The organism is Ferrovibrio sp. (assembly GCF_965278975.1).
GTDB lineage: Bacteria > Pseudomonadota > Alphaproteobacteria > Ferrovibrionales > Ferrovibrionaceae > Ferrovibrio.
In genome coordinates, this window is record NZ_OZ257126.1 from 4,375,274 (window position 1) to 4,399,401 (window position 24,128).

The window sequence follows — 24,128 nt, forward strand, 5'->3', positions numbered from 1 at the left end:
CCTGCCTTAGCTCCGCACGCGGGCTGGCGGCAATTCGATGCTGGCCGTGGTGCCGATGCCGGGCTGGCTCTCGATTTCCAGCCTTCCGCCCTGCAGGCGGATCAGGCGATCGACCAGCGGCAGGCCGAGACCGGTGCCGGGCTGATCGCGGGTCAGCGCGTTCTGCACCTGATAGAACGGCTCCAGCACTTTGGCGAGCTGCGCGCTGGTCATGCCGATGCCGGTATCGCGCACACTGAAACGCAGGCCACCCGAAGCGGTAACGGCAGCGGCCAGTTCGACGCTGCCGCGTTCAGTGAACTTCACGGCGTTGCTCAGCAGGTTGAGCAGCATCTGCAACACGGCGCGACGGTCGGCATGCAGCTTCACCGGCTGATCCAGCGGCCGCAGGATCAGGGTCAGGCCATCGGTTTCCGCCTTCTCGCGCACCAGCCGGATCGCGGCCCGCATCACCTCGGCGGCATCGAATTCGGCATCCACCAGTTCCATCTTGCCGGCCTCGACCTTGGAGAGATCGAGAATGTCGCTGATGATCGCCAGCAGATGCTCGCCGCTGCCATGGATATCGGCAGCATAATCGCGGTAACGCTTCTGGCCCACCGGCCCCAGCATCTCATCCTTGATCATGGTGGAAAAACCGATGATGGCGTTGAGCGGCGTGCGCAGTTCATGACTCATATTGGCAAGGAACTCGCTCTTGGCCCGATTGGCCTCCTCCGCCGTCCGCTTCGCCGCCAGCAAGGTCACCTCGGCATCCTCGCGCAGTTCCAGCAGCACGCGCTGGCGGTAAAGCAGCAGCACCAGACCCAGCACCAGCAAGGCGGCAAAGGCCGTCAGCAGTGCAACGCCTAGCGAGAAGCGGTCCAGCCTTGCTTCCTGCACCAGCAGTAATTCGCGGGCACTGTCACGGCCCTCGCCGAGCAGCAGGATCAGCCGCGCTTCAGCATCGCGGGCGCGTCTCTGCATCAGCCATATGGCGGGCAGCGAGCCAGCAGGCTGCCCCATGGCGCCATCGACGAACCAGCGTTCGATATCCTGCAAAGCCGGCCGCGCCACGGCAAACATGCCGGCAGCGCCGACCAGATTGTCGAGATTGTAGTTGGTGCGCAGAAGCTCCGTGCGCTTCACCGCCACCTGCAGCTGTTCGCGCACCCGCTCGCGGTTATCCTCACTCGGCTGCACACGCCAGAATTCGATGGCCCAGGCAAGATTGGCCATTTCCCGGATCAGGGTTTCGGCATCGCGCTCCTGGTCCAGCAGGGTCACCGGCAGATCGCGGGCGATGGAACTCAGGCTCTGCTGCACATAGGCGCCGATCACGAAGGCAACAGCGATCACCGCAATGATCGCAGCGGTGATCTGACGCCGGCCAAAGCTCCAGTGCTTCAGCGGTGGTGGCATCAGCGGGCCGCTGCCGCGTCTGGGCCGGGGTCCATCCCGACCGAACGGTAGAAGCGCGCGGCGCCTGAGTGCAGCGGAATGCCGCGGCCTTCCAACGCCTTCGCCAAGGCCACATCCGCGCCACGCGGATGGCCGGCACGGATCAGCGTCTGCCCACGCTCGCTCCATATCTGCCGCAGCACCGCCTCCACCAGCGTATCGGCAAGATCAGCCCGGGCCAGCAGCTGCGCCGAAACGGTAACGGTTTCCACCGCATTGACGCCGGTATACATGCCGGCGGGAATGGTGCCTCGGCTCAGGAAGGGATTGCGCTGCAACAGGTCGGCCGCGGCCTCGCCCTGCACCGGCAGGATATCGACATGGCCCGCCGCGGCGAGATCGGCCACCGAGCGCACCGGCCAGCCGCCAACGAAGAAGAAGGCGTCGAGCTGGCCGGCAGCCAGGCGCGGCGCGGCAAGGTCCGGCTTCACATATTCCGGGCGCAGCCTGCTCTCCGAAAGACCATGGGCGGCCAGCAGCATGCGCGCCATGGCGAGCGTGCCGGAACCGGGTTCGTCCAGGCTGACACGCTTGCCGGCCAGATCAGCAATCTTCCGGATGCCGGCATTACGCCGCACCACCACATGCACCGCTTCCGGATAAAGCCGTGCCAGGAAACGCAGGCGCGAGGCATTCAGCTTGCCGGCAAAAATACCGGTGGCATTGAAGGCGCCATGGGCAATATCGGATTGCACCAGCCCTGCTTCGATGGCGCCTGCCTGAATCGCCTCGACATTCGACACCGAGCCATTCGAGGTCTGTGCCACTGCCAGCAGGCCCGGCACGCCGCAGGGCTGCGGCACTGGTGGCGGGCAATCCGGCGCACTATGGCTTTCCGCCACCACCCGCGCGATCAGCGAACCGAGCGGAAAATACACCCCGGCGGTGCCCCCGGTGCCGATGCGGAAGAAGGCCGGCATCGCCGGACCATCGGCCTGGGCCTGATGGTCCGCACGCGCCGGCCAGGCAAATCCAGCGGCAGCGGCGGCAAAAGTAGAGAGCACGTCGCGGCGGCGCATCGGCTATTCGGCGTCCGGCTGCTGGTCCGGCGCGGCGTGGCGGAAGGCGTCGAGCGTGTTGCAATGATCGGAGATGCGCACCACGGTGGGGCAGCCGGAAAGGTCGCAATTGAAGCGCCGGCCATTGGCCACCTGCGGCACCAGGCATGCATCCGCCAGGCTGGGCGTCGCACCGAAGCAGAAATCACCCGTCTGGGAAGACTGGCGCAGCATCTGCTCCACGGCGGCAAGCCCGGTTTCAACCCAATGGCGATACCATTGGTTTTTCTTGTCGTCCGACAGCCCCATATCGTGCACTAGGTAGCGCAGCACGCGAAGGTTGTTGATCGGGTGGATATCACAGGCGATGGCCTGGGCCATGGCCCGCACTTGCGCCCGCAGCACCGGTTCCCTGGGCAGCAAGGCCGGCTTCGGATGTACTTCGTCGAGATATTCCATGATGGCCAGTGACTGGGTCAGCACCGCGCCATCCACTTCCAGGGACGGCAGCAGTTGCTGCGGATTCAGCCGGGCATAATCCGCCGAGAGATGTTCATTCTTCTGCAAATGAAGCGGCACCAGTTCGTAGTCCAGCCCCTTCAGGTTCAGGGCGATTCGAACACGGTAGGCCGCAGACGACCGGAAATAGCCAAACAGCTTCACGCCGTCCTCCTGTTTTGCCGCAATCCTAACCCAGCGTTGAGCCGTAACAAAGAGATAGTACAGCTCGGGTTCACGGAGCGGTTGCCCCTGGGGGTGCAGGTCTCTATTGTCGGAACGCCCGGCAGCCCCCATGTGATAAGGCGGCACTGGGAGGGGTTAGAGGAAGAGCAGGACAAATGCGGCTGTCGATTAACGGTGAATCCCGTGAAATGAGCCAGGCGGGCAATGTTGCCGAGTTGCTGGCCATGCTGGAACTCGATGCGCGCAAGATCGCTATCGAGCTGAACCGCGAGATCGTGCCGCGCTCGGCCTATGGCGCCACGCCACTGAAAGACGGCGATGCCATCGAAATCGTGCATTTCATCGGTGGCGGCAATGCCGCGCAGCACCCGGAAGACGATTACTTCGAGGTTGCCGGCCTGCGCTTCCGTTCCCGCCTGCTGGTCGGCACCGGGAAATACAAGGATCTGGCCGAGACCAAGGCCGCCATCGAGGCCTCGGGCGCCGAGATCGTCACCGTGGCGGTGCGTCGGGTGAACGTGCTCGATCCGAAGCAGCCTATGCTGATGGATTACGTCGATCCGAAGAAATACACCTACCTGCCCAATACCGCCGGCTGCTTCACCGCCGATGATGCGCTGCGCACCCTGCGCCTGGCGCGCGAGGCCGGTGGCTGGAAGCTGGTGAAGCTGGAAGTGCTGGGCGACCAGAAGACGCTCTACCCGGACATGGAACAGACCCTCGCGGCCACCAAGATTTTGGTCAAGGAAGGCTTCGACGTCATGGTCTACTGCGCCGACGATCCGATCGCGGCGAAGAAACTGGAAGACCTGGGCGCCTGCGCCATCATGCCGCTGGCGGCGCCGATCGGCTCCGGCCTTGGCGTGCAGAATCCGGTGCAGATTCGCATCATCAAGGAAAATGCCCGCGTGCCGGTGCTGGTGGATGCCGGTGTCGGCACGGCATCGGATGCCGCCATCGCCATGGAACTGGGCTGCGACGGCGTGCTGATGAACACCGCCATCGCCGAGGCTGGCGATCCGATCCGCATGGCCCATGCCATGCGCATGGCGGTGGAAGCCGGCCGGCTGGCCTATCGCGCCGGCCGCATGCCCAAGAAGCGCTACGCCGACCCTTCGTCCCCGCTCGCGGGCCTCATCTGAACCCGTAGCGCAAAGGCCCCGCCAGTGGACCTCGATATCTACAAGCTGATCGAAGAGTATCGCGATCTCTTCTACGTCATCACCTTCATCTGGACCTTCCTGGAAGGCGAGACCTTCGTGATCTTCGCCGGCGCTGCCGCCAGCCAGGGGATGCTGAATCAGTATATCCTGATCGCGGCGGCCTGGCTCGGCAGCTTCTGCGGCGACCAGCTTTACTTCTGGATCGGGCGCAAATACGGCCATCGGCTGCTCAAGCGTTTCCCCCGGCTGCAGGGCGGCGTCAACGTGGCGCTGGGGATGCTGCACAAATATCACATCGGCTTCATCCTCTCCTTCCGCTTCATCTACGGCGTGCGCAACTTCTCCTCGCTGGCCATGGGCATGAGCCCGATAGGCTGGCCGCGCTTCGCCGCGCTGAACTTCATCGCCGCCGGCCTTTGGGCCAATGCCTTTGCCTGGGGCGGCTACCTGCTCGGCAAGACCTTCGAGGCCGTGCTCGGCGATGTCGCCAAGGATTTCGGCTTTGTCATGCTCGGTGTCTTTGCCTTGGTCGGCGTGATCCTGTTCTTCACGCACCGCCGCAGCAAAGCCAGCTTCGAGCGCAAGATCGCGGAGCAGCAGGCCGCCGAACAGGCCAAGCTGCCGGAAACCAAGCCTGACACCAAGGCTGAATAGAGTCTGGCAGGTCCTAGCTCTAAGCCAGCTTTGTCAGCTTGCCGATCACGCGGTCGAGCACCGCGCGCTCTTCCGCCGTGAGCGCCGCCAGCAGGCCGCGCTCATAGCCCAGCGCCAGCGGCACGATCTCGCCATAGACCTTCTCGCCTGCCTTCGAGAGCGTGAGCCGCGCCTTGCGCTTGTCGCCATCGTCGCGGCGGCGCTCTACCAGCTGCTTCTTTTCCAGCGCCGCCACGGCACGGCTCACCGTCACCTTGTCCATCGCCGAACGTTCCACCACCTCGTTGGCGGTGATGCCGGGATGGCGGCCCAGATTGGCGATTACCCGCCACTCGGGAATACCGATGCCGAACCGCTCGGCATAATGCCGGCTCAAGGCATCGCTGATCCGGTTGGTCATCACCGACAGCCGGTAGGGCAGGAAATCCTCCAGCACGAGTTGTGCCTTGGGCATGGGCGCGGTCTCCGCTTGATTTAGTTACAAATGTAACTAATATGCAGGGCAGATGCAATTTGCCTGATGGAGGAAACCAATGGCCGATCTCTGGGACAACCCGATGGGCACCGACGGCTTCGAATTCGTGGAATATGCCGCGCCGGAGCCCGAGAAGTTGGCTGCCCTGTTCGAGCGCATGGGCTTTGTCGCCGTCGCACGCCACCGTTCCAAGAATGTGACGCTCTACCGCCAGGGCGACGTGAACTTCATCCTCAACGCCGAGCCGGCGAGCTTCGCCCAGAGCTTTGCCCGCATCCACGGCCCTTGCATCTGCGCCATCGCCTTCCGCGTCAAGGACGCGGCCTTTGCCTACAAGCGTGCCGTCTCGCTCGGCGCCTGGGGCGTCGAGAACAAGGCCGGCCCGATGGAGTTGAACATCCCGGCGATCAAAGGCATCGGCGACAGCCTGATCTACCTCGTCGACCGCTACGGCTCGCGCGGCACCATCTACGATGTCGATTTCGTGCCGATCGAAGGCGCCGACGGCAAGCCGGTGGAGCGCAATCCCGCCGGCTGCGGCCTCACCTATATCGACCACCTGACCCATAACGTGCATCGCGGCCGCATGGGCGAATGGGCGGATTTCTACGAGCGCCTGTTCGGCTTCCGCGAGATCAAGTATTTCGACATCGAAGGCAAGCTGACCGGCCTGAAATCCAAGGCCATGACCAGCCCCTGCGGCAAGATCCGCATCCCGATCAATGAAAGCTCCGACGACAAGTCGCAGATCATGGAATACCTGCACGCCTATCATGGCGAGGGCATCCAGCATGTGGCCCTGGGCAGCGACGACATCTATGCCACGGTGAGCAACATGCGCGGCCGCGACGTGCCGTTCCAGGATACGCTGGAAACCTATTATGACGGCGTGGAGAAGCGCGTGCCCGGCCATGGCGAGAATCTGGACCGGCTGCGCGAATTGCGCATCCTGATCGATGGCGCCCCCACTGCCGGCCCCAATAGTGATATGGGCCTGTTGCTGCAAATCTTCACCGACACGGTGATCGGCCCGATCTTCTTCGAGATCATCCAGCGCAAGGGCAATGATGGCTTCGGTGAAGGCAACTTCAAGGCTTTGTTCGAATCCATCGAACTCGACCAGATAAAGCGCGGCGTGCTGAAGGCCAACGCGTAAAGCAGGAAATCACGGAGGAAGCACCATGGCAAAGACCTGGATTCCGATGACCCATAGCGAGGGCAATGCCTCGCGGCAGGCCCATGTCGCCCTGCCCGCCGGCAGCTATGAACGCGAGATGGGCAAGGAGGGCTTCTTCGGCCCGGCAGCACATTTTTATCACGCGCACCCGCCCACTGGCTGGATCGACTGGGAAGGTCCGCTCAAGCCGCGCGCCTTCGACACCACGAAATTCACCGGCCAGGGCAATTCGCCCTGGGATGCGCATCTGCTGCTGGGCAATGCCCATGTGAAATACCGCACCGGCACCATCGCCCAGGCGATGGATCATCTGGTGCGCAACGGCGATGGCGATGAACTGCTGTTCGTGCATGCCGGCTACGGCTCGCTCTACTGCGATTTCGGCCATCTGCGCTACACCGAGGGCGACTACATCATGCTGCCGCGCGGCACCATGTGGCGCCTAGAGCCTTCGGCGGAAACCAGGCTGCTGCTGATCGAGGCAACCAACGACAGCTACCGCCTGCCGGAAAAGGGCCTGGTGGGGCCGCATGCCATCTTCGATCCCGCCGTGCTGGAAATTCCGGCATTGGACGATGCCTTCAAGGCGCAGCAGAGCAGCAGCGAAACCTGGCGCGTGGTGATCAAGCGGCGCGACCGGCTTTCCACCGTCACCTATCCGTTCAATCCGCTGGATGCCATCGGCTGGAAGGGCGACCTCGCGCCGGTAAAGCTGAACTGGCGCGACATCCGGCCGCTGATGAGCCACCGCTACCATCTGCCGCCCTCGGCCCATACCACCTTCCTGGCCAGCCGCTTCGTGATCTGCACCTTCGTGCCGCGCCCGGCGGAAAGCGATCCCGATGCGCTGAAGCTGCCCTTCTTCCACAATAACGACGATTACGACGAGGTGATCTTCTATCACCACGGCCAGTTCTTCAGCCGCGACAACATCCATCCCGGCATGATCACGCTGCATCCCTGCGGCTTCCCGCATGGGCCGCATCCCAAGGCGTTCCAGATGGCGACCAAAGCGGCGCAACAGGCGGCCGATGCACACGCACCGCCGCGCATGCTGGACGAGGTGGCGGTGATGCTGGATACGCGCGACGCCTTGGATGTCTCGCCTGCCGCCGAAAGCATTGAATTTGGCGGCTATGTCGCCAGCTGGAATCCGCAGGGCTTCCGCCACGCCGCTGAATAATCAGGATTTGATCAGATGAAACTCGCTTCGCTGAAACATGGCCGCGATGGCCGCCTCTGCGTCGTCAGCCGCGACCTCTCCAGGCTGCTGCCGGTGGATAGCCTGGTGCCGACCATGCAACTGGCACTCGACTCCTGGGCCGTGGCGGCGCCGAAACTGGAAGCCGCCTCTGCCGCGCTCAATGCCGGCGAGGCCGGTGGCGCCATCGCCTTCGATGCCACCAAGCTCGCCGCGCCACTGCCGCGTGCCTTTCAATGGTGCGATGGCTCGGCCTATCTCAATCATGTCGAACTGGTGCGCAAGGCGCGCGGGGCACAGATGCCGCCGGAATTCCTGCATGATCCGCTGATGTACCAGGGCGGCTCGGATGATTTCCTCGGGGCCACCGACGACATCCTGGTGGCCGATGAAGCCTATGGCATCGACCTGGAAGGCGAAGTGGCGGCGATCACCGATGACGTAGCGATGGGCGTCTCACCGGAAAATGCCGCTGGCCATATAAAACTGCTGCTGCTGGTCAACGACGTGTCCTTGCGCAACCTGATACCGAATGAACTCGCCAAGGGCTTCGGCTTCTTCCACGGCAAGCCATCCACCGCCTTCTCGCCCGTGGCGGTGACGCCGGATGAACTCGGCGATGCCTGGAAGGGCGAGAAGATTCACCTGCCGCTGGTCAGCCATATCAACGGCAGCAAATTCGGCGCACCGGAAGCCGGCGACGACATGCAGTTCAGCCTGGCGCAGTTGATCGCCCATGCCGCCAAGACGCGGCGGCTGCGTGCCGGCTGCATCGTCGGCTCCGGCACGGTATCGAACCGCGATGCCAGCCGTGGTTTCTCCTGCCTCGCCGAAATCCGCATGATCGAGACGATCAACGAGGGCAAGCCGAAAACCGGTTTCCTGAAATTCGGTGATCATGTGCGGATCGAGATGCTGGACCGTGCCGGGCACTCGGTCTTCGGCGCCATCGACCAGCGCGTGGTGAAATACGCCGGGCCTTGAGGGCGCGAAGTTGGCCCACAGCAATTAGTTCTTCGTCATGCTAGGCGAAGGCCGGCCATCCACGCGTATATTTAATTCCTCAGGAAAATCACTCGTCGATGCCCTGCCCCCGCAGGGCATGACGTTTTTGGTGGGATGAAGGTCGCAGCCTAAACCCCTACATCAATCCGCACGCCCAGCGTGGCGCCGATGCGGGCGCTGCCGGGGACGACATTGCTGCTGGCATTGCTGTTGCCAGCGGTGCCATTGCTGGTGGCTGGCGCCGGCGGGGCGAAATTCTGACGCTCCTGGCCCAGCAGCGGGTTCGAGCGGTCCTGGCTGCCGGTGACGCGCGACTGGCTGCGCTCATTCTCCTGGCCTCGCTCGCTCTGCTGACGCTGCACCGCGCGGCCTTCGCCACCATCACTGCCCTGCGCGGCAGCACCAGGCGCCAGCGCCTGCAGGTTCGGCACCGGCCCGGGCGCGGTGCCCAGCGCAATCAGCGGCCGCAGCGAATTCGCCGCCAGGCTATAGGCTTGCGCCGCACGCGAGGCACTGTCGCTATCGGCCGCCGTATTGCTGCCGTTCAGTTCCGGCGCCACCTGGGACCGCAAGGCGTTGTCCTGCAGGGTCGCCAGCGTGGAATTGCTCAAGGTCGGCGCATTGAAGCGCACAAGCGACGACGCCCGCTGCTGCGCCTGTTCTTGGGGCGAAGGCAACGGGGACGGCAGGACCAAATTCTGTTGGGCCAGATTGCGCGCCGCAGCTGAGGCCGGAAAGACTGCGAGCAGATTGCTGCCCGTGACCGACTGAACCATGGTTAATATTTACCATGATTTCCCTGCCCTGGCACGCGAAAAAGGGTAAATAATCCTTTAACAACCAGAACTTACGGGCGAGCCTAGGCCAACCCTAAAGCGATATCGGACACGAAGGGGTTGCTGCGGCGCTCGGCCCCGAAGGTGGAAAGCGGGCCATGGCCGGGCACGAAGGTGATGTCGTCGCCCAAGGGGAACAGCCGCTCGCGGATGGCCTTGATAAGCTGCTCGTGATTGCCGCGCGGGAAGTCGGTGCGGCCGATGGAGCCGCGGAACAGCACGTCGCCGACCAAAGCCACGCGGCTCTCGGCATGCACGAACACCACATGGCCCGGCGTATGGCCGGGGCAATGGTAGACATCCAGGGTCAGGTCGCCGAGCGTGACGGTATCGCCCTGCTCCAGCCAGCGGCCCGGCGTGAAGCTGCGGCTGGGCGGAAAGCCGTATTGCTGCGCCGCCTTCGGCATGCCGTCGATCCAGAACTGGTCCTCGCGATGCGGCCCCTCGATCGGCAGGTTCAGCTTTTCCGCCAGTTCCATCACCGCGCCGGCATGGTCCAGATGGCCATGGGTGACCAGCAGCTTCTCCAGGGTGACGCCATGGCGCGCTACCGCCTGCAGCAGCTTTTCCGGTTCGCCGCCGGCATCCACCAGGGCGCCGCGCATGCTGGCGGTACACCAGACCAGGCTGCAATTCTGCTGGAACGGGGTGACCGGGATGATTTCGATCTGGAGGGGCGGTTTCTCTGTCATGACAGGGGTTTATCGCAAATCCCCCGGATTGATGCCAGGGTCGTTGCAGGGCCGGCCTTGTAGCCGCCCTGCCCAGCCCCCATCTAGGCCGGAAACCACCAAAACCCGCCTTCCGGGCGCCTTAGAGGCCCCGGCAGTTGCCCCGGCAGGGGGGAATGGTGTAGGGCAATCCCCCAGGGGTGCAGAGCATCCCGTTCGACTTTCGTAGGAGTGGCCGGGATGGCACAGGCAGGCAAGCAGAGTGGCAGCGGGCGCAAGGCCGCGAAGCCGCTGGTCTATGTGCTGAATGGCCCGAACCTGAACATGCTCGGCACCCGCCAGCCGGAAATCTATGGCCGCGATACCCTCGACGATGTGGAAACGCTGTGCCGCTTCACCGCCGACCGCCTGGGCCTGGAAATCGACTTCCGCCAGACCAACCATGAAGGCGTGCTGGTCGACAGCATCCAGGAAGCCCGCCTCAAGGCCGCCGCCATCGTCATCAATGCCGGTGCCTACACTCACACTTCGGTAGCCATGCTCGATGCGCTCAACGCCTTCGACAAGCCGGTGATCGAGGTGCATCTCTCCAACATCTTCAAGCGTGAAGCCTTCCGGCATCATTCCTATGTGTCGCCGGCGGCACGCGGCGGCATTTTCGGCCTCGGTCCCAAGGGTTATGCCCTGGCGCTGGAAGCCCTTGCCGATATCATCGCCTGACAGCAGACAGCAGCAGAAAAAGGATTTCCAGGATGGCGTCGACGCCTGCCAAGGACAAGAAAGAGAGCCGCATCGACCAGCAGATGATCCGCGATCTGGCGGAACTGCTGAATGAGACCGGCCTAAGCGAGATCGAATGGAATGAAGGCTCGCTGAAAGTGCGTGTTGCCAAGGCCGTGGCTGCCGTCAGCGCCCCGGTTTATGCCGCCGCTCCTGCCGCTGTTGCCGCCGCCGCACCGGCTGCCGCTGCCGGCGATGATGCCGCCAGCCATCCGGGCGCCGTGAAGTCACCGATGGTCGGCACCGTCTATACCGCGTCCGAGCCCGGCGCCGCGCCGTTCGTCTCGGTCGGCAGCAATGTTTCCGCCGGCCAGACCCTGCTGATCGTCGAAGCCATGAAGACGATGAACCCGATCACCGCGCCGAAGGGCGGCCGCGTTGTCCGCATCCTGATCGAGAACCAGCAGCCGGTCGAATTTGGCCAGCCCCTGCTGGTGATCGAATAACCGGCAAGCGGGACCGCGCCGATGTTCGACAAGGTGCTGATCGCCAATCGCGGCGAGATCGCGCTGCGCATTCACCGCGCCTGCAAGGAAATGGGCATCCATACCGTGGCGGTGCATTCCACCGCTGACGCCGATGCCATGCATGTGCGCATCGCCGATGAATCCGTCTGCATCGGCCCGCCGCCATCCAACCAGAGCTATCTCAATATCCCGGCGATCATCTCGGCCGCCGAGATCACCGGCGCCGATGCGATCCATCCCGGCTACGGCTTCCTCTCGGAGAATGCCAAGTTCGCCGAGATCGTCGAGGCCCATGACATCACCTTCATCGGCCCGACCCCGGAACATATCCGCCTGATGGGCGACAAGATCGCCGCCAAGGAAGCCGCCCGCTCGCTGGGTATTCCCTGCGTGCCGGGTTCCGACGGCGCCATCGCCGACGAGGCGGAAGGCCGCAAGCTGGCCGACGACATGGGCTATCCGGTGCTGATCAAGGCCACGGCCGGCGGCGGTGGCCGCGGCATGAAGGTGGTGCGCAGCCCGGAGGAATTCGCGCCCGCTTTGGCCCAGGCCAAGGCCGAGGCGCGCGCCGCCTTCGGCAACGATGCGGTCTATGTCGAGAAATATCTCACCCGTCCGCGCCATATCGAGATGCAGATTTTCGGCGACATGCATGGCAACGCCGTGCATCTCGGCGAGCGCGACTGCTCGCTGCAGCGCCGGCATCAGAAGGTGCTCGAAGAAGCCCGCTCTCCGGCGCTGAATGAAGAACAGCGCAAGCAGATCGGCGCCATCGCCTCGAACGCCATCGCCAAGCTCGGCTATCGCGGCGCCGGCACCATCGAGTTCCTGTACGAGAACGGCCAGTTCTATTTCATCGAAATGAACACCCGTCTCCAGGTGGAGCATCCCGTCACCGAGATGATCACCGGCCTGGACCTGGTGCGCGAACAGATCCGTGTCGCCGCCGGAGCGCCGCTCGGCTATAGCCAGGACGACATCAAGTTCAACGGCCACGCCATTGAATGCCGCATCAACGCCGAGAATCCGCGCACCTTCGCGCCCTCGCCCGGCCGCGTCAGCGATTATCATGTGCCCGGTGGCCTCGGTGTGCGCGTCGATAGCGCGCTCTATACCGGCTATCAGGTGCCGCCGCATTATGACTCGCTGATCGGCAAGCTGATCGTGCATGGCACCAGCCGCAATGAATGCCTGATGCGGCTGCGCCGGGCGCTGGAGGAATATGTCATCGGCGGCATGGAAACCACCATCCCGCTGCATCTCTCGCTGATCCGCGACCCGGATTTCGTCAACGGTGCCTACGATATCCACTGGCTTGAGGAATTCATCGCGCGCCAGGGGTAAAGCCTCGGGTCGTCATGCCGCATAATCCGCAGCCGCTGACCACCGACCTGCTGCTGCATGCCTATGCCAGCGGCTACTTTCCGATGGCCGACAGCGCCGATGACCCAGGCTATTTCTGGGTCTACCCGGAATTGCGCGGCGTCATCCCGCTGGATCGTTTCCATCTGCCGCGCTCGCTGGCCAAGGCCGTGCGCGGTGGCGGCTTCCGCGTCCATGTCGACCGCGACTTCCCGGCCGTGATCACGGCCTGCGCCGAGCCCTCGGGCGACCCGTTGAGCCAACGCCGCAACACCTGGATCAACGCCGTGATCCGCGACGCCTATATCGAGCTGCACCGCCAGGGCTTCGCCCATAGCGTGGAATGTTACGATGCCGAGGACCGGCTGGTCGGCGGCCTCTACGGTGTGCGGCTCAAAGGTGCCTTCTTCGGCGAAAGCATGTTCAGCCGCGCCACCGATGCCTCCAAGATAGCCCTGGTGCATCTGGTAGCCCGGCTGCGCACCGGCGGCTTCGCGCTGCTGGATACGCAATTCCTCACCCCGCATCTGGCACGTTTCGGCACCGAGGAAATTCCGCGCGGCGATTATCTGCGGCGGCTCGGCGCGGCGCTGACTATCGCGCCGGATTTCCACCACCTGCCCGTGGATGCCGATGCCGCCACCGTGCTGGCGGCATTGCCGGAAAGGACCGCGCGTGGATAGCGTGACACAGCTTCTGTTCGGCGGCGTGCTGGGTGCCGCCGCTTTCCGCAACAGCCTGGGCCGGCGTGCGGTGGCAGCTGGCGGCTTGATCGCCACGCTGCCTGATCTGGATGTCTTTGCCGGCCTGTTCGGCCAGCAAAGCGTGGTCGATACCTGGCAGGATCACCGGGCCATCAGCCATTCCTTCCCCGCCACGCTGGTTTATGGCGCGGCGGTCGGCTGGATGATCTGGAAGGCCGAGCGCCTGCGCAGCAAGCCGCCAAACCGCTCGGCCCTGGGACCCGATGACAGCCGGTATCGCCGCAGCAACTGGATGTGGCTTGGCGCGCTCTGTGCCGTCACGCATCCGCTGATCGATCTGTTCACCGCCTATGGCACGCAGCTGCTGGCGCCGTTCAGCACTGTACGCTTCGCCATCAACGCGATGCCGATCATCGATCCGGTCTATTCGCTGCCGCTGCTGGCGGTGTTCCTGTTCGCCCTGGTGAACCGGCGCCTGGCCGGTGCGGCGCAGCGCGCGGCGCAATTGGCCCTGGTCTATATCTTCCTCTACACCACGATGGCCTGGGGCATCGGCTTGCACCTGGAACAGCGGGCGCGCGGCGAACTGGCGGCGGCATCGCCCGATGCCACCGGCGCCCGCATCAGCGCCTATCCGGTGATTTTCCAGCCCTGGTGGCGCCGCATCGTGGCTGACCTGCCCGATGCCATCCTGGTCGGCTTCATCTCGCCCTTTGCCGACAAGCCCATCGCCTGGCAGCGTTTCCCGCGCCTGGCGCCAAGCCCGGCGCTGGATGCCGCCCGCGCCAGCTACGAAGCCAAGGTGTTCACCTGGTTCTCAGGCGATCACCTGCATTGGACGGTGAAGCCCGGCCTGCCAACCATCGTCGAAGCGCGCGACTACCGCTATGGCATGCCCGGCGACAGCATCCTCGGCTTCTGGGGCCTGCGCTTCCGCATCGATGCCGAGGGCCGCCTGCTGGGCGAGCCGGAACGGCTGTCCGAGCGGCCGGCCTTCACCCGCACCGGCCTTGCCGAAGTGTGGAACGGTATGCTGGGGCGCTAGATCTTAGCGAGCCGCCTTAACGTCCTGGCGCCCGCTGCGGGCGGCAGTCGATCACCCAGACATCGTAGACCGGGTGTTCCAGCGGATTGAGCGCCGGGCTGGAGGCGAACATCCAGCCGGAGAAACGCTGCACCGGCGTCTCGCCGGGGCGCTCTTCCACGATATCGAGATAGGCAGCACTTTCCGGCGGATATTCCGGCGGGCGTTTGCGGCAGACGCGCGGCGTCACCTTGAGCGTGCCGAAGCCGACAGTCTGGCCGATGGCGACTTCCAGCGTGTAGATGCGCGCGGTGATCTTATCCAGGCCCTGCAGGATCGCCAGCGGCATCGGGCTGCTCGGCATGCCGTCATTGGCCGGCGCCGGCTGTGCCATGGCGCCAGTGACGGCGCAAAGCAACGCTGCCGCCACTACAGTGGCGCGCAGCAGGCGTGGCGCTTGCCGGAACATGCTGGATTACTGCGCCTTGGCCTTGTCGCCGTTACCCGGACCCGTAGTGGCGCTGAAAATCGCCTGGCCGATCAGGTCGAGCAGGCTGACGGAGCCTTGCGTGAACTTGATCGCTTCACCCGGCTTCAGCATCACATCGCTGCCGCCCGGCTCAATCGACAGGTAATTGCCGCCGAGCAGGCTTTCAGACGCGATCTTCGCCGCCGAATCCTCCGGCAGCTTGTAGCGGCCATCAACGGTGAAGGTGACCACGGCATCATAGGTCTTGGCATCCAGCGCCTGGCTGGTGATGGTGCCGATCTTGATGCCGGAAAGCCGCACGGCGCCGCCGGTGACCAGGCCATCGGCGCGGTTGAAGCGCGCCTTCAGCTCATAGCCCGAAACGCCACCGCCAACACCGGCGGTGGAATAGGCGAAAGCCAGGAAGAAAGCAGCCACCGCGAGCACCACGGCGCCGATCAGGGTCTCGACGAGATTACCTTGCATCAGATGCCCCGCCTACTCGGGCTTCCAGGCTTCGTAGTCGCCTGTGGCCTTGGGCCGCATGCCGCCGCCCTGCCCTGCCGGATGGTAGGCATAGGGCGTGCCGGTCAGGTTCGGCAGATGCTCTTTTTCCCACACATGCTTCTTCACGCCAGCGACCGGCGCGTCATCAATCGTGTGGTGCAGCCAGGCATGCCATTCCGGCGGGACCTTGGAGGCTTCCGGCCGGCCATTGAAGATCACCCAGCGGCGGCGACCGCCGCTGCGCTCACGGAAATACTTGTTGCCGAAGCTGTCGCTGCCGACCGCTTCGCCTTTCCACCAAGTATAGAGCTTCGTGCCGATCAGGCTCATGGTCTTACTCTCTCCGCGCTGCTAGTGCGCTGATTTCCGGGCGGACTATGGCATCGCCGGAACAAAGCGTAAAGCCTTATTCGGCCGTCCTATTTCATCACCAGGAGGCCGATTTCCGTGGCGAATTCGCGGCCCAGTTCATTGCGCGCGGCAGTCTCGAAGGCCGGGTATTTCGACACAACCTTTTCGAGCCCCGGCCGTCCGGCAAAGTCCTCAGCCCGCAGCAGATCACCCTGCTTCAGGTTGCCGCCGCGCCCCACCGACATCAGCGCCCGGCCCACGGCGGTGGCGATCAGCCGCTGGCCGTCATCGCTGGCGAAGAACTGGTCCAGGGCGGCGAGTTCGCTACGGTTGTAATGCGCTGCCGCCGCATTGGTGACGGCCCCCCGGAAACGCGAACCAGCGCCGGGCGCCCGCTCGCGCAGCAGCCGGGCGCGGGCCTGCTCCTCTGGAGTCGATTGCGGCATGAACTGCAAATAGAGCTGCACGATGGAGTCGACCCGCTTTTCCAGGGTCAGAGTCTCCATCAGCTTCTCCGCCGCCTGCCGGGTCGGGCGGTCCTGGGCCCAGGCGGCAGCGGGAACAGCGGTGGTAACCGTCAGGAGAAGAATCAGCAGCAGGGAATGGATGGTGCGCATGGCCCGATTCTAGCACATATATGTCGGCGGAAATAAGGCCATACCTCCTTCGAGTGATTGACCCGGCCGCCGCCCTTCTCCTAGATTTAGTCGACTTGAGGCCGCCGGGCCACCAGATTTGGTGGTTCTTGCGGCCTCAAGTCTTTGATTCAGTGGCGATTTCCAGGGCATGAGGCAGGCGGCGATGCGTATTGAACGGCACTACACGAATGCGGCAGCAGAAGCCTATGACGGCATCGAGTTCCGCTTCACGACGAGCGAAATCCGCAACCCGGACGGCTCCGTGGTGTTCCGCCTCGACAAGCTGGAAGTGCCGGCCGACTGGTCGCAGGTCGCCGCCGATGTTCTGGCGCAGAAGTATTTCCGCCGTGCCGGCATTCCGGCTGCCCGCCGCGCCGTGCCCGAATCCGACGTGCCGCAATGGCTGTGGCGCCAGGAGGCCGACGAGGCCGCGCTTGCCGACCTGCCCGAAGCCGAGCGTTACACCCAGGAGACTTCTGCCCGGCAGGTGTTCGACCGCCTGGCCGGCACCTGGGCCTATTGGGGCTGGAAGGGCGGCTATTTCGATTCCGAGGAAGATGCCCGCGCCTATTTCGACGAGATGCGCTACATGCTCGCCGCCCAGGTCGGCGCGCCGAACTCGCCGCAATGGTTCAACACCGGCCTGCACTGGGCCTATGGCATCGATGGCCCGGCCCAGGGACATCATTATGTTGATTACCGCACCGGCAAGCTGGTGCAGTCGGCTTCGGCCTATGAACATCCGCAGCCCCATGCCTGCTTCATCCAGTCGGTGGAAGACGACCTCGTCAACGAGGGCGGCATCATGGACCTGTGGACCCGCGAGGCGCGGCTGTTCAAATACGGCTCCGGCACCGGCTCCAATTTCTCGCGCCTGCGCGGCGAGGATGAAAAGCTTTCTGGCGGCGGCAAGTCGTCTGGCCTGATGAGCTTCCTCAAGATCGGTGACCGCGCCGCCGGGGCCATCAAGTCTGGCGGCACCACGCGCCGCGCCGCCAAGATGGTGATCTGCGATATCGACCATCCCGATATCGAGGCCTTCATCGACTGGAAGGTGGTGGAGGAGCAGAAGGTGGCGGCCCTGGTCGCCGGCTCCAAGCTGTCGCGCCAGCATCTCGGCCGCGTGCTCGCCGCCTGCAACGAGGCCGGCGGCTGTGACCCGAAGCAGAATCCCGCCTTGCGCAAGGAAATCCGCGCGGCCCGCGCCGCGATGATCCCGGAAAACTATGTGCAGCGCGTGCTGCAGATGGCGCGCCAAGGCTATGACCAGCTTGATTTCCGCGCCTATGACACGGATTGGGATGGCGAAGCCTATCTCACCGTCTCGGGCCAGAACTCAAACAATTCCGTACGCGTGCCGGATGACTTCCTGCTCGCCGTGCAGGGCGATCAGGACTGGACGCTGACGCGCCGCACCGATGGCAAGGCGGCCAAGACCCTGCCGGCGCGCCAGCTGTGGGACAAGATCGGCCAGGCCGCCTGGGCTTCCGCCGATCCCGGCCTGCAATACGACACCACGATCAACGACTGGCATACCTGCCCCGAGGATGGCCGCATCAACGCCTCCAACCCGTGCTCGGAATACATGTTCCTCGACGACACGGCCTGCAATCTCGCGTCGCTGAACCTGATGTGCTTCCGCCGCGACGATGGCCACTTCGATACCCAGGGCTACGAGCATGCCTGCCGTCTGTGGACCGTGACGCTGGAAATCAGCGTGCTGATGGCGCAGTTCCCGAGCCGCGAAATCGCCCGCCGTTCCTATGAATTCCGCACCCTGGGCCTCGGCTATGCCAATCTCGGCGCGCTGCTGATGAGCTGCGGCCTGTCGTATGATTCGGATGCAGGCCGCGCGCTCTGCGGCGCCATCAGCGCGCTGATGACCGGCACCGCCTATGCCACCTCCGCCGAGATGGCCGCCGAACTCGGTGCCTTCCCCGGCTATAACCGCAACGCCGACCAGATGCTGCGCGTGATCCGCAACCATCGCCGTGCCGCCCAGGGCCAGCTTGCCGGCTATGAGGGGCTGCATATCGCGCCGCTGCCGCTGGATCATGGCAATTGCGCCGATGCCGCCCTGCGTAGCGCGGCTCAAGCCGCCTGGGACCGCGCGCTGGAACTCGGCGAGGCGCATGGCTTCCGCAACGCCCAGGTCAGCGTGGTCGCCCCCACCGGCACCATCGGCCTGGTGATGGATTGCGATACCACCGGCATCGAGCCGGATTTCGCCCTGGTGAAGTTCAAGAAGCTGGCCGGCGGCGGCTATTTCAAGATCATCAACCGCACCGTGCCGCTGGCGCTCCGCACCCTCGGCTACACCGAGGGCGAAATCCGCGCCATCATCGATTATGCCGTTGGCCATGGCACGTTGCGCGGTGCCCCGGGCGTCAACCACAGCAGCCTGAACGCCAAGGGCTTCACGGCGGAAGCCATCGCCAAGGTGGAAGCCGGGCTGCGTACTGCCTTCGACATCAAGTTCGTGCTCAACCGCTTCACGCTCGGCACCGCCTTCTGCACCGCTACGCTGGGCATCCCGGAACAGCGGCTGAATGCACCGGATTTCGACCTGCTGACCGCCATCGGCTTCACGGCGGAGGAGATCACTGCCGCCAACCTGCATTGCTGCGGCGCCATGACGCTGGAAGGCGCGCCCTATCTGAAGGACGAGCATCTGCCGGTGTTCGATTGCGCCAATCCCTGCGGCAAGGACGGCACGCGCTTCCTCTCCTCGGCCAGCCATATCCGCATGATGGCCTCGGCGCAGCCCTTCATCACCGGCGCCATCTCCAAGACCATCAACATGCCGAACTCGGCCAGTGTCGAGGAATGTGCCGAAGCCTATCTCTCGGCCTGGAAGCTCGGCTGCAAGGCCATCGCGCTCTACCGCGATGGCTCGAAGCTGAGCCAGCCGCTGCAATCGCAGCTGCTCGACGATGAAACCGACGCGGCGGACGATACGCTCGACCGCGTGATCGAGGCGCCCGCCGCCGCCCGCGCCCAGATCGTGGCCGAACGCATCGTCGAGAAGTTCATCGCCGGCCGCCAGCGCCTGCCGCTGCGCCGCAAGGGCTACACCCAGAAAGCCGTGGTTGGCGGCCACAAGGTGTATCTGCGCACCGGCGAATATGACGACGGCAAGATCGGCGAAATCTTCATCGACATGCACAAGGAAGGCGCCGCCTTCCGCAGCCTGATGAACAATTTCGCCATCGCCATTTCCATCGGCCTGCAATATGGCGTGCCGCTGGAGGAATTCGTCGATGCCTTCACCTTCACCCGCTTCGAGCCTTCGGGCATGGTGGAAGGTAACGATGTGATCAAGATGTCGACCTCGATCCTGGATTATGTGTTCCGGGAATTGGCGGTGAGCTATCTCGGCCGCACCGACCTGGCCCATGTGCAGCCGGAGGACCTTCGCCCGGATGCCCTCGGCACCAAGGAAGCCCATACCACCGAAGCCGCGCCGGCTGCGGCGGTGGCGCTGGCCTCGAACGGCTATATCCGCTCGAACCTCTATGTACTGAGCGGCGCGGCTGCTGGCATGGGGGCGGCCACAGCACAATTGCAGGCAACCGGCACCGATGGCCTCAACATCACAGCAGCAGTGAATGTGCTGGGCGGAGGCTATGACGACAACGCCGGCGCCAGCCGTTCCAGCCGCATCCGCGAGGCGCGGATGAAGGGCTATGAAGGCGATGCCTGCCCGGAATGCGGCAACTTCACCCTGGTGCGCAATGGCACCTGCCTGAAATGCGATTCCTGCGGCGGCACCACTGGGTGTTCGTAAGGCGGGTGTTCGTAAGGCGAGCATTCGCTGCTTTGCTGCTGGCGGCGGCGTTGCTCTCGGGCCAGTCCGCCTGGGCGCAATCTACCGGCGGCGATGAGGCCCGCGCCCTGCTGGTGGCGGTGAACGCCACCCGCGCCAAGGCCGGGCTGGATACATTGCGGGAGAATCCGCAATTGCGCCGCGCCGCCGCCGATCTTGCCGACGACCTGCCGCGCTGTGGCCGCTTCAGCCACCAGGGCTGCGATGGCAGCGACTTGCGCGAGCGCCTGGCCCGCGCCGGTTATCCGCTGGCCTTCGCCGCCGAGAACCTGGCGCATGGCCCGGCCAATGCCGCCGATACCCTGGCCGCCTGGCTGGAAAGCCCGGGCCACCGGGAAAATCTGCTGCGGCCGGAATTGCGCGAGGCCGGCATCGCCGAGGGCGAATTGCTCGGCCAGCCGCTCTGGGTGATGGTACTGGGCAGCCGGCGCTGATGCGTTTACCAAATCATCCCGACCGCCCTATACTGACGGCATGACCGGCCCGAGCTATGCCCCCTGCCCGACCGACCTTGGCGACCGCCTGGATTCCCATGCGCGGTTCACACTTTCCATCGGCACCTCGGTGAAAGTCGGCCGGCAATTGAAGCTGGCCCGCACCGATCTCGGCTCCACCAAGCTGACGCGCCGCAACCTGCGCCGCATCGTGCTGCAGCAATGCCGGCTGTTCTGCACCGACATGCGCGGTGTCGATGCCGTGGAGGCAGAATTCAACGGTAGCGACATGACCGCCGCCGACCTCAGCGAAGGCAATTTCGCCCAGGCAATGATGCGCGGCGTCGATCTGAGCCGCGCCATCCTCAACAACACGCGCTTCGACAGTGTCGATTTCCGCCCCTACACACCGCCGGAGAATGTTGCCGATGGCCAGCAGGCAACCAAACTCGGCGGCGCCACGGCACGCGGCGCCTCCTTCGTGGCGGCGACGCTGAACGACACCATTTTCGACAAGGCGAATTTGCAGGATGCCAACTTCGCCTATGCCAGCATCACCGGCCTGTCGCTGAAAGGCGCCGATCTGCGCGGCGCCGATTTCTCTATGGCCGACATGCCGGGCGAACTGAGCGAGCAGATCATTTCCGGCGGTGGCAAGGTGCCGAAGGCGGCAAAGCCCGCCGCCGTCTACATGGCGCTGGAATCCCATGCCTCCTGGGTGCAGAGCGATGGCAAGGTGGGCCAGCGTGCCGATCTCGCCAACTGGAACCTGGCCGGGCTCAACCTCGATGGCGCCGAACTTTCCGGCGCCAGCCTGGTAGGCGCCAACATGGCGCGCTGTTCTCTGCGCGGCGCCAAGCTGATCTGCGCCGACCTGCGCGGCGCCAACCTCTCCGCCGCCGACATCCATGGCGCCGATTTCCGCGGCGCCATGCTCGATCAGGCCTTCGGCTTCATGCCGGCGGGGAGTGTGTAGAGTAGAGCAGCTGACTCTTAATCAGCGGGTCCCAGGTTTGAACCCTGATGCGCCCACCATTCTCCCCAAATGGTTGCCATTGGTGAGTGCAAGCTGATCAATAAGTTGGCTTGAAATGCAGATGAAAAGGCTCGTATCTCTCCGGGCTTTTTGCGTTGAAACGTCTAACTTTGGGTTGGACGCGTCCAACCCGTCCGAGTCGCAAGTGTCTGAAATCCCGCGTCGGGCCACTGATAAAATTTGGATAAGCGGCCGATTCTTGCTTCGCTGTCGCGGAGATAGGAATAGTTGCAGCGGCAAGAATATTTTCAGAATTTCGATTCGATCCAACATAGTTTGAGGCAGCACGGGGCTATTGTTTGACCTTGTGGGGGATCACATGAAAACCGACGTACAACGCTTCATGTTTGGCACTGGTATGATCATCGACGGTGAAGTCAATTTGCGGCCGGGCGCCGTGATCAGACCGGCCAGTCTAGCAGGCGATGCCGTATATTTGCAGAAAAGGGCAGCTGACCAGCGCGTTCTTGGCATGCTCTACGCGTTGCATGAGTCAATTACATTTGAGTTTCAGATATCAGCATCAAGCGATCAAGCTGCCGCAATCGATATATGGAATGCTCAGTGGGATCTAATTTTTCTATCAATTATTGCGCGGCACCCTGTGTACTGGCCATTCGGTTCTGTCGGAGACTGCTCCGATAATGACAAAAGTATCTTTCTCAATAATTTGGTTTTTAGTCGTTGGGCATACCATCCCGCAAAAAAGATGCAGCAGAATCATTGGCAAACATATGCCGAGTTGATCGTCAATTTCAAAAACCTTCTAAACGATCAAAGATTCATTCATGCTACTTCGGTGGCGGCGACCCACTACAACATTATGAATGGTTCGGTGCGCATGGCTGCGATCTGGTCTGCGATAGAAGCGTTGTTGGGCTTTGATCACGAGTTGAGTTTTAGAATATCTTCCGCTGTTGCTGTTCTCTTGGAAAAGGATGCCGAAAATAGAAAGAGACGATTTCGGCAAATAAAGAAGCTTTACAATATTCGGTCAAGGTCGGTGCACGGCGGCAAAATAGAAAATGAAAAAGCTAATGCCGCAGCGGATCAGTCGCATCAAGTTCTTTGCGAATTGTTGATCGATTTCATTCGACGCGGCCGCCTTCTTAACCCTGAAGAGGCAGAAGTACTTTTGCTGGGTACCTAAAATTTGGAATGGGACTATATCTCCATGCCCAAGACTCAGCTTTCGTGGAAAGTACTGAAGAGTTGAATGCACTAAACATTCGAACATCTTGAATATTTAGAGGGACATAAACTCTTAATCAGCGGTTCTACAGACCTGCCTTCAGCGCCGCGCCCATTTCGGCCAGGGCCTCGCCGGCCTGCGGCAGCACCTTGCCCATGGTGATGAAGCCATGGATGGTGCCGGGGAATTCGCGGAACAGCACCTTGTTGCCGGCGGCCTGCAAGGCCTGGGCATAGGCCGCGCCTTCATCGCGCAGCGGATCGTTGCCGGCCACCACCAGATAGGCTGGCGGCAGATTGACCAGCGATGCCGCTTTCAGCGGCGAGGCGCGCCAATCCTCGCGGTCATCCGGCCCGTTCAGATACATCATCTGGAACCAAGTCATGCTGCTATGGGTGAGCAGATGGCCGGCAGCGAATTTCTTGTGCGACTCCGTCTCCATCACCATGTTGGTGGCGGGATATATCAGCAGCTGGTACTTGATCGCCGGCTTGGCCGCATCGCGCGCCATCAGCGCCACCACGGCGGCAATATTGCCGCCGGCAGAGTCGCCGCCCACCGCCAGGCGTTCGGGATCGATGCGGAGGTGCTTCGCCTCTTCCACCACCCAGACCAGGGCGGCATAGGCATCCTCGATGGCGGCGGGGAATTTGAATTCCGGCCCCATGCGGTAATCAACGCTGACCACGGCGCAGCCGGCATTATTCGCCAGCGTGCGGCAGACGACATCATGGGTATCGAGATCGCCAATCACCCAGCCGCCGCCATGGTAGAATACCAGCACCGGCAATACGTCTTTCTTATCCGCTTCAACGGGACGGTAGTAGCGCAGCGGGATCGGACCATTCGGTCCCGGGCAGGCGAAATTACCGACTTCGGACACTTCCGGCGGCTCGGGCGACACCGCGCCACGCGTCTCTTTGTAGAGCTTGCGCGCCGCTTCGGCGCCAATGGCTTCATAAGCCGGACGGTTGGCGGCGGCCACCGCATCAAGCAGGGCCTTGGCTTCGGGGTCGAGCATGGCTTGGTGCCCT

General features: G+C 63.5%; 25 protein-coding genes. 14 read left to right on the forward strand and 11 right to left on the reverse strand.

What is annotated here, in order from left to right:
• Positions 1–6: 6 nt before the first annotated feature.
• The 3 genes from ACQY7X_RS21105 to maiA are packed head-to-tail and all read right to left on the reverse strand — an operon-like array spanning position 7 to position 3,101.
• Positions 7–1,401 carry a sensor histidine kinase gene (locus ACQY7X_RS21105; RefSeq protein ID WP_428247467.1) on the reverse strand — a complete coding sequence of 465 codons (1,395 nt, stop codon included), beginning with the start codon at positions 1,399–1,401 and terminating at the stop codon, positions 7–9.
• Entirely contained in the window at positions 1,401–2,459 is a 1,059-nt protein-coding gene (locus ACQY7X_RS21110; protein ID WP_428247468.1) for a TAXI family TRAP transporter solute-binding subunit, read from the reverse strand. Before ACQY7X_RS21110 ends, ACQY7X_RS21105 begins: the two co-directional genes overlap by 1 nt.
• Positions 2,460–2,462: 3 nt before the next feature.
• On the reverse strand, positions 2,463–3,101 hold the full coding sequence (gene maiA / locus ACQY7X_RS21115) for a maleylacetoacetate isomerase (RefSeq protein ID WP_428247469.1): 639 nt from the start codon (positions 3,099–3,101) through the stop codon (positions 2,463–2,465).
• Between the two features lie 176 nt (positions 3,102–3,277).
• On the opposite strand from maiA, the gene thiS reads away from it, so the two are divergent.
• Entirely contained in the window at positions 3,278–4,264 is a 987-nt protein-coding gene (gene thiS, locus ACQY7X_RS21120; protein ID WP_428247470.1) for a sulfur carrier protein ThiS, read from the forward strand.
• Between the two features lie 24 nt (positions 4,265–4,288).
• Positions 4,289–4,939, forward strand: a complete 651-nt coding sequence (locus ACQY7X_RS21125; protein ID WP_428247471.1) for a DedA family protein — start codon at positions 4,289–4,291, stop codon at positions 4,937–4,939.
• 19 nt (positions 4,940–4,958) lie between these two features.
• Here ACQY7X_RS21125 and ACQY7X_RS21130 read toward each other — a convergent pair whose 3' ends face one another.
• Positions 4,959–5,393, reverse strand: a complete 435-nt coding sequence (locus ACQY7X_RS21130; protein WP_428247472.1) for a MarR family winged helix-turn-helix transcriptional regulator — start codon at positions 5,391–5,393, stop codon at positions 4,959–4,961.
• A 79-nt stretch (positions 5,394–5,472) separates the two neighbouring features.
• On the opposite strand from ACQY7X_RS21130, the gene hppD reads away from it, so the two are divergent.
• Genes hppD through ACQY7X_RS21145 form a run of 3 tightly spaced genes read left to right on the forward strand, consistent with a single transcriptional unit; the run spans position 5,473 to position 8,776 of the window.
• Positions 5,473–6,570 carry a 4-hydroxyphenylpyruvate dioxygenase gene (gene hppD, locus ACQY7X_RS21135; RefSeq protein WP_428247473.1) on the forward strand — a complete coding sequence of 366 codons (1,098 nt, stop codon included), beginning with the start codon at positions 5,473–5,475 and terminating at the stop codon, positions 6,568–6,570.
• 25 nt (positions 6,571–6,595) lie between these two features.
• The gene (locus tag ACQY7X_RS21140; protein ID WP_428247474.1) at positions 6,596–7,774 is read left to right on the forward strand and encodes a homogentisate 1,2-dioxygenase; all 1,179 of its coding nucleotides are present in this window, start codon (positions 6,596–6,598) and stop codon (positions 7,772–7,774) included.
• 15 nt (positions 7,775–7,789) lie between these two features.
• The gene (locus ACQY7X_RS21145; protein WP_428247475.1) at positions 7,790–8,776 is read left to right on the forward strand and encodes a fumarylacetoacetate hydrolase family protein; all 987 of its coding nucleotides are present in this window, start codon (positions 7,790–7,792) and stop codon (positions 8,774–8,776) included.
• A 149-nt stretch (positions 8,777–8,925) separates the two neighbouring features.
• Here ACQY7X_RS21145 and ACQY7X_RS21150 read toward each other — a convergent pair whose 3' ends face one another.
• On the reverse strand, positions 8,926–9,474 hold the full coding sequence (locus ACQY7X_RS21150; RefSeq protein ID WP_428247476.1) for a hypothetical protein: 549 nt from the start codon (positions 9,472–9,474) through the stop codon (positions 8,926–8,928).
• 182 nt (positions 9,475–9,656) lie between these two features.
• Positions 9,657–10,325 (reverse strand): MBL fold metallo-hydrolase, encoded by a 669-nt coding sequence (locus ACQY7X_RS21155; protein WP_428247477.1) that lies wholly within the window; start codon positions 10,323–10,325, stop codon positions 9,657–9,659.
• Positions 10,326–10,544: 219 nt separating this feature from the next.
• Between ACQY7X_RS21155 and aroQ the strand changes: the two genes are divergently transcribed.
• Genes aroQ through ACQY7X_RS21180 form a run of 5 tightly spaced genes read left to right on the forward strand, consistent with a single transcriptional unit; the run spans position 10,545 to position 14,662 of the window.
• The gene (gene aroQ, locus ACQY7X_RS21160) at positions 10,545–11,024 is read left to right on the forward strand and encodes a type II 3-dehydroquinate dehydratase (protein WP_428247478.1); all 480 of its coding nucleotides are present in this window, start codon (positions 10,545–10,547) and stop codon (positions 11,022–11,024) included.
• 32 nt (positions 11,025–11,056) lie between these two features.
• Positions 11,057–11,530, forward strand: a complete 474-nt coding sequence (accB, locus tag ACQY7X_RS21165) for an acetyl-CoA carboxylase biotin carboxyl carrier protein (protein ID WP_428247479.1) — start codon at positions 11,057–11,059, stop codon at positions 11,528–11,530.
• Between the two features lie 21 nt (positions 11,531–11,551).
• Positions 11,552–12,895: an acetyl-CoA carboxylase biotin carboxylase subunit gene (gene accC / locus ACQY7X_RS21170; protein ID WP_428247480.1), complete on the forward strand. Its 1,344-nt coding sequence runs from the start codon at positions 11,552–11,554 to the stop codon at positions 12,893–12,895.
• 14 nt (positions 12,896–12,909) lie between these two features.
• Positions 12,910–13,596, forward strand: a complete 687-nt coding sequence (gene aat / locus ACQY7X_RS21175; protein ID WP_428247481.1) for a leucyl/phenylalanyl-tRNA--protein transferase — start codon at positions 12,910–12,912, stop codon at positions 13,594–13,596.
• Between the two features lies 1 nt (position 13,597).
• Entirely contained in the window at positions 13,598–14,662 is a 1,065-nt protein-coding gene (locus tag ACQY7X_RS21180) for a metal-dependent hydrolase (protein WP_428247482.1), read from the forward strand.
• Positions 14,663–14,678: 16 nt separating this feature from the next.
• Here the strand turns inward: ACQY7X_RS21180 and ACQY7X_RS21185 are convergent, their stop codons facing one another.
• The 4 genes from ACQY7X_RS21185 to ACQY7X_RS21200 form a co-directional block, all read right to left on the reverse strand.
• A complete protein-coding gene (locus ACQY7X_RS21185; protein ID WP_428247483.1) occupies positions 14,679–15,110 on the reverse strand; it encodes a DUF2155 domain-containing protein in 432 nt (143 codons plus the stop codon).
• A gap of 6 nt (positions 15,111–15,116) precedes the next feature.
• A complete protein-coding gene (gene mlaD, locus ACQY7X_RS21190; protein WP_428247484.1) occupies positions 15,117–15,596 on the reverse strand; it encodes an outer membrane lipid asymmetry maintenance protein MlaD in 480 nt (159 codons plus the stop codon).
• A gap of 12 nt (positions 15,597–15,608) precedes the next feature.
• A complete protein-coding gene (locus ACQY7X_RS21195; protein WP_428247485.1) occupies positions 15,609–15,947 on the reverse strand; it encodes an NADH:ubiquinone oxidoreductase subunit NDUFA12 in 339 nt (112 codons plus the stop codon).
• 89 nt (positions 15,948–16,036) lie between these two features.
• Positions 16,037–16,585 (reverse strand): hypothetical protein, encoded by a 549-nt coding sequence (locus ACQY7X_RS21200; RefSeq protein WP_428247486.1) that lies wholly within the window; start codon positions 16,583–16,585, stop codon positions 16,037–16,039.
• 184 nt (positions 16,586–16,769) lie between these two features.
• Between ACQY7X_RS21200 and ACQY7X_RS21205 the strand changes: the two genes are divergently transcribed.
• The 4 genes from ACQY7X_RS21205 to ACQY7X_RS21220 all read left to right on the forward strand — a co-directional run bounded on the left by ACQY7X_RS21205 (position 16,770) and on the right by ACQY7X_RS21220 (position 23,052).
• Positions 16,770–20,393 carry a vitamin B12-dependent ribonucleotide reductase gene (locus ACQY7X_RS21205; protein WP_428247487.1) on the forward strand — a complete coding sequence of 1,208 codons (3,624 nt, stop codon included), beginning with the start codon at positions 16,770–16,772 and terminating at the stop codon, positions 20,391–20,393.
• A gap of 32 nt (positions 20,394–20,425) precedes the next feature.
• Entirely contained in the window at positions 20,426–20,866 is a 441-nt protein-coding gene (locus ACQY7X_RS21210) for a CAP domain-containing protein (RefSeq protein ID WP_428247488.1), read from the forward strand.
• Positions 20,867–20,906: 40 nt separating this feature from the next.
• A complete protein-coding gene (locus ACQY7X_RS21215) occupies positions 20,907–21,842 on the forward strand; it encodes a pentapeptide repeat-containing protein (RefSeq protein ID WP_428247489.1) in 936 nt (311 codons plus the stop codon).
• 379 nt (positions 21,843–22,221) lie between these two features.
• The gene (locus ACQY7X_RS21220) at positions 22,222–23,052 is read left to right on the forward strand and encodes a hypothetical protein (RefSeq protein ID WP_428247490.1); all 831 of its coding nucleotides are present in this window, start codon (positions 22,222–22,224) and stop codon (positions 23,050–23,052) included.
• 127 nt (positions 23,053–23,179) lie between these two features.
• On the opposite strand, the gene ACQY7X_RS21225 is transcribed toward ACQY7X_RS21220, so the two are convergent.
• Positions 23,180–24,115 (reverse strand): alpha/beta hydrolase, encoded by a 936-nt coding sequence (locus ACQY7X_RS21225; RefSeq protein ID WP_428247491.1) that lies wholly within the window; start codon positions 24,113–24,115, stop codon positions 23,180–23,182.
• Between the last annotated feature and the right edge of the window lie 13 nt (positions 24,116–24,128).

Bases quoted from the DNA above. Each gene is read 5' to 3' on its own strand.
- ACQY7X_RS21220 (WP_428247490.1), top strand. From the start codon at position 22,222: ATGAAAACCGACGTACAACGCTTCATGTTTGGCACTGGTATGATCATC.
- ACQY7X_RS21105 (WP_428247467.1), bottom strand. From the start codon at position 1,401: ATGCCACCACCGCTGAAGCACTGGAGCTTTGGCCGGCGTCAGATCACC.
- ACQY7X_RS21145 (WP_428247475.1), top strand. From the start codon at position 7,790: ATGAAACTCGCTTCGCTGAAACATGGCCGCGATGGCCGCCTCTGCGTC.
- accC (WP_428247480.1), top strand. From the start codon at position 11,552: ATGTTCGACAAGGTGCTGATCGCCAATCGCGGCGAGATCGCGCTGCGC.
- ACQY7X_RS21225 (WP_428247491.1), bottom strand. From the start codon at position 24,115: ATGCTCGACCCCGAAGCCAAGGCCCTGCTTGATGCGGTGGCCGCCGCC.
- accB (WP_428247479.1), top strand. From the start codon at position 11,057: ATGGCGTCGACGCCTGCCAAGGACAAGAAAGAGAGCCGCATCGACCAG.
- ACQY7X_RS21215 (WP_428247489.1), top strand. From the start codon at position 20,907: ATGACCGGCCCGAGCTATGCCCCCTGCCCGACCGACCTTGGCGACCGC.
- mlaD (WP_428247484.1), bottom strand. From the start codon at position 15,596: ATGCAAGGTAATCTCGTCGAGACCCTGATCGGCGCCGTGGTGCTCGCG.
- ACQY7X_RS21130 (WP_428247472.1), bottom strand. From the start codon at position 5,393: ATGCCCAAGGCACAACTCGTGCTGGAGGATTTCCTGCCCTACCGGCTG.
- ACQY7X_RS21155 (WP_428247477.1), bottom strand. From the start codon at position 10,325: ATGACAGAGAAACCGCCCCTCCAGATCGAAATCATCCCGGTCACCCCG.
- aroQ (WP_428247478.1), top strand. From the start codon at position 10,545: ATGGCACAGGCAGGCAAGCAGAGTGGCAGCGGGCGCAAGGCCGCGAAG.
- ACQY7X_RS21195 (WP_428247485.1), bottom strand. From the start codon at position 15,947: ATGAGCCTGATCGGCACGAAGCTCTATACTTGGTGGAAAGGCGAAGCG.
- aat (WP_428247481.1), top strand. From the start codon at position 12,910: ATGCCGCATAATCCGCAGCCGCTGACCACCGACCTGCTGCTGCATGCC.
- ACQY7X_RS21205 (WP_428247487.1), top strand. From the start codon at position 16,770: ATGCGTATTGAACGGCACTACACGAATGCGGCAGCAGAAGCCTATGAC.
- thiS (WP_428247470.1), top strand. From the start codon at position 3,278: ATGCGGCTGTCGATTAACGGTGAATCCCGTGAAATGAGCCAGGCGGGC.
- ACQY7X_RS21140 (WP_428247474.1), top strand. From the start codon at position 6,596: ATGGCAAAGACCTGGATTCCGATGACCCATAGCGAGGGCAATGCCTCG.
- ACQY7X_RS21110 (WP_428247468.1), bottom strand. From the start codon at position 2,459: ATGCGCCGCCGCGACGTGCTCTCTACTTTTGCCGCCGCTGCCGCTGGA.
- ACQY7X_RS21185 (WP_428247483.1), bottom strand. From the start codon at position 15,110: ATGTTCCGGCAAGCGCCACGCCTGCTGCGCGCCACTGTAGTGGCGGCA.
- ACQY7X_RS21200 (WP_428247486.1), bottom strand. From the start codon at position 16,585: ATGCGCACCATCCATTCCCTGCTGCTGATTCTTCTCCTGACGGTTACC.
- hppD (WP_428247473.1), top strand. From the start codon at position 5,473: ATGGCCGATCTCTGGGACAACCCGATGGGCACCGACGGCTTCGAATTC.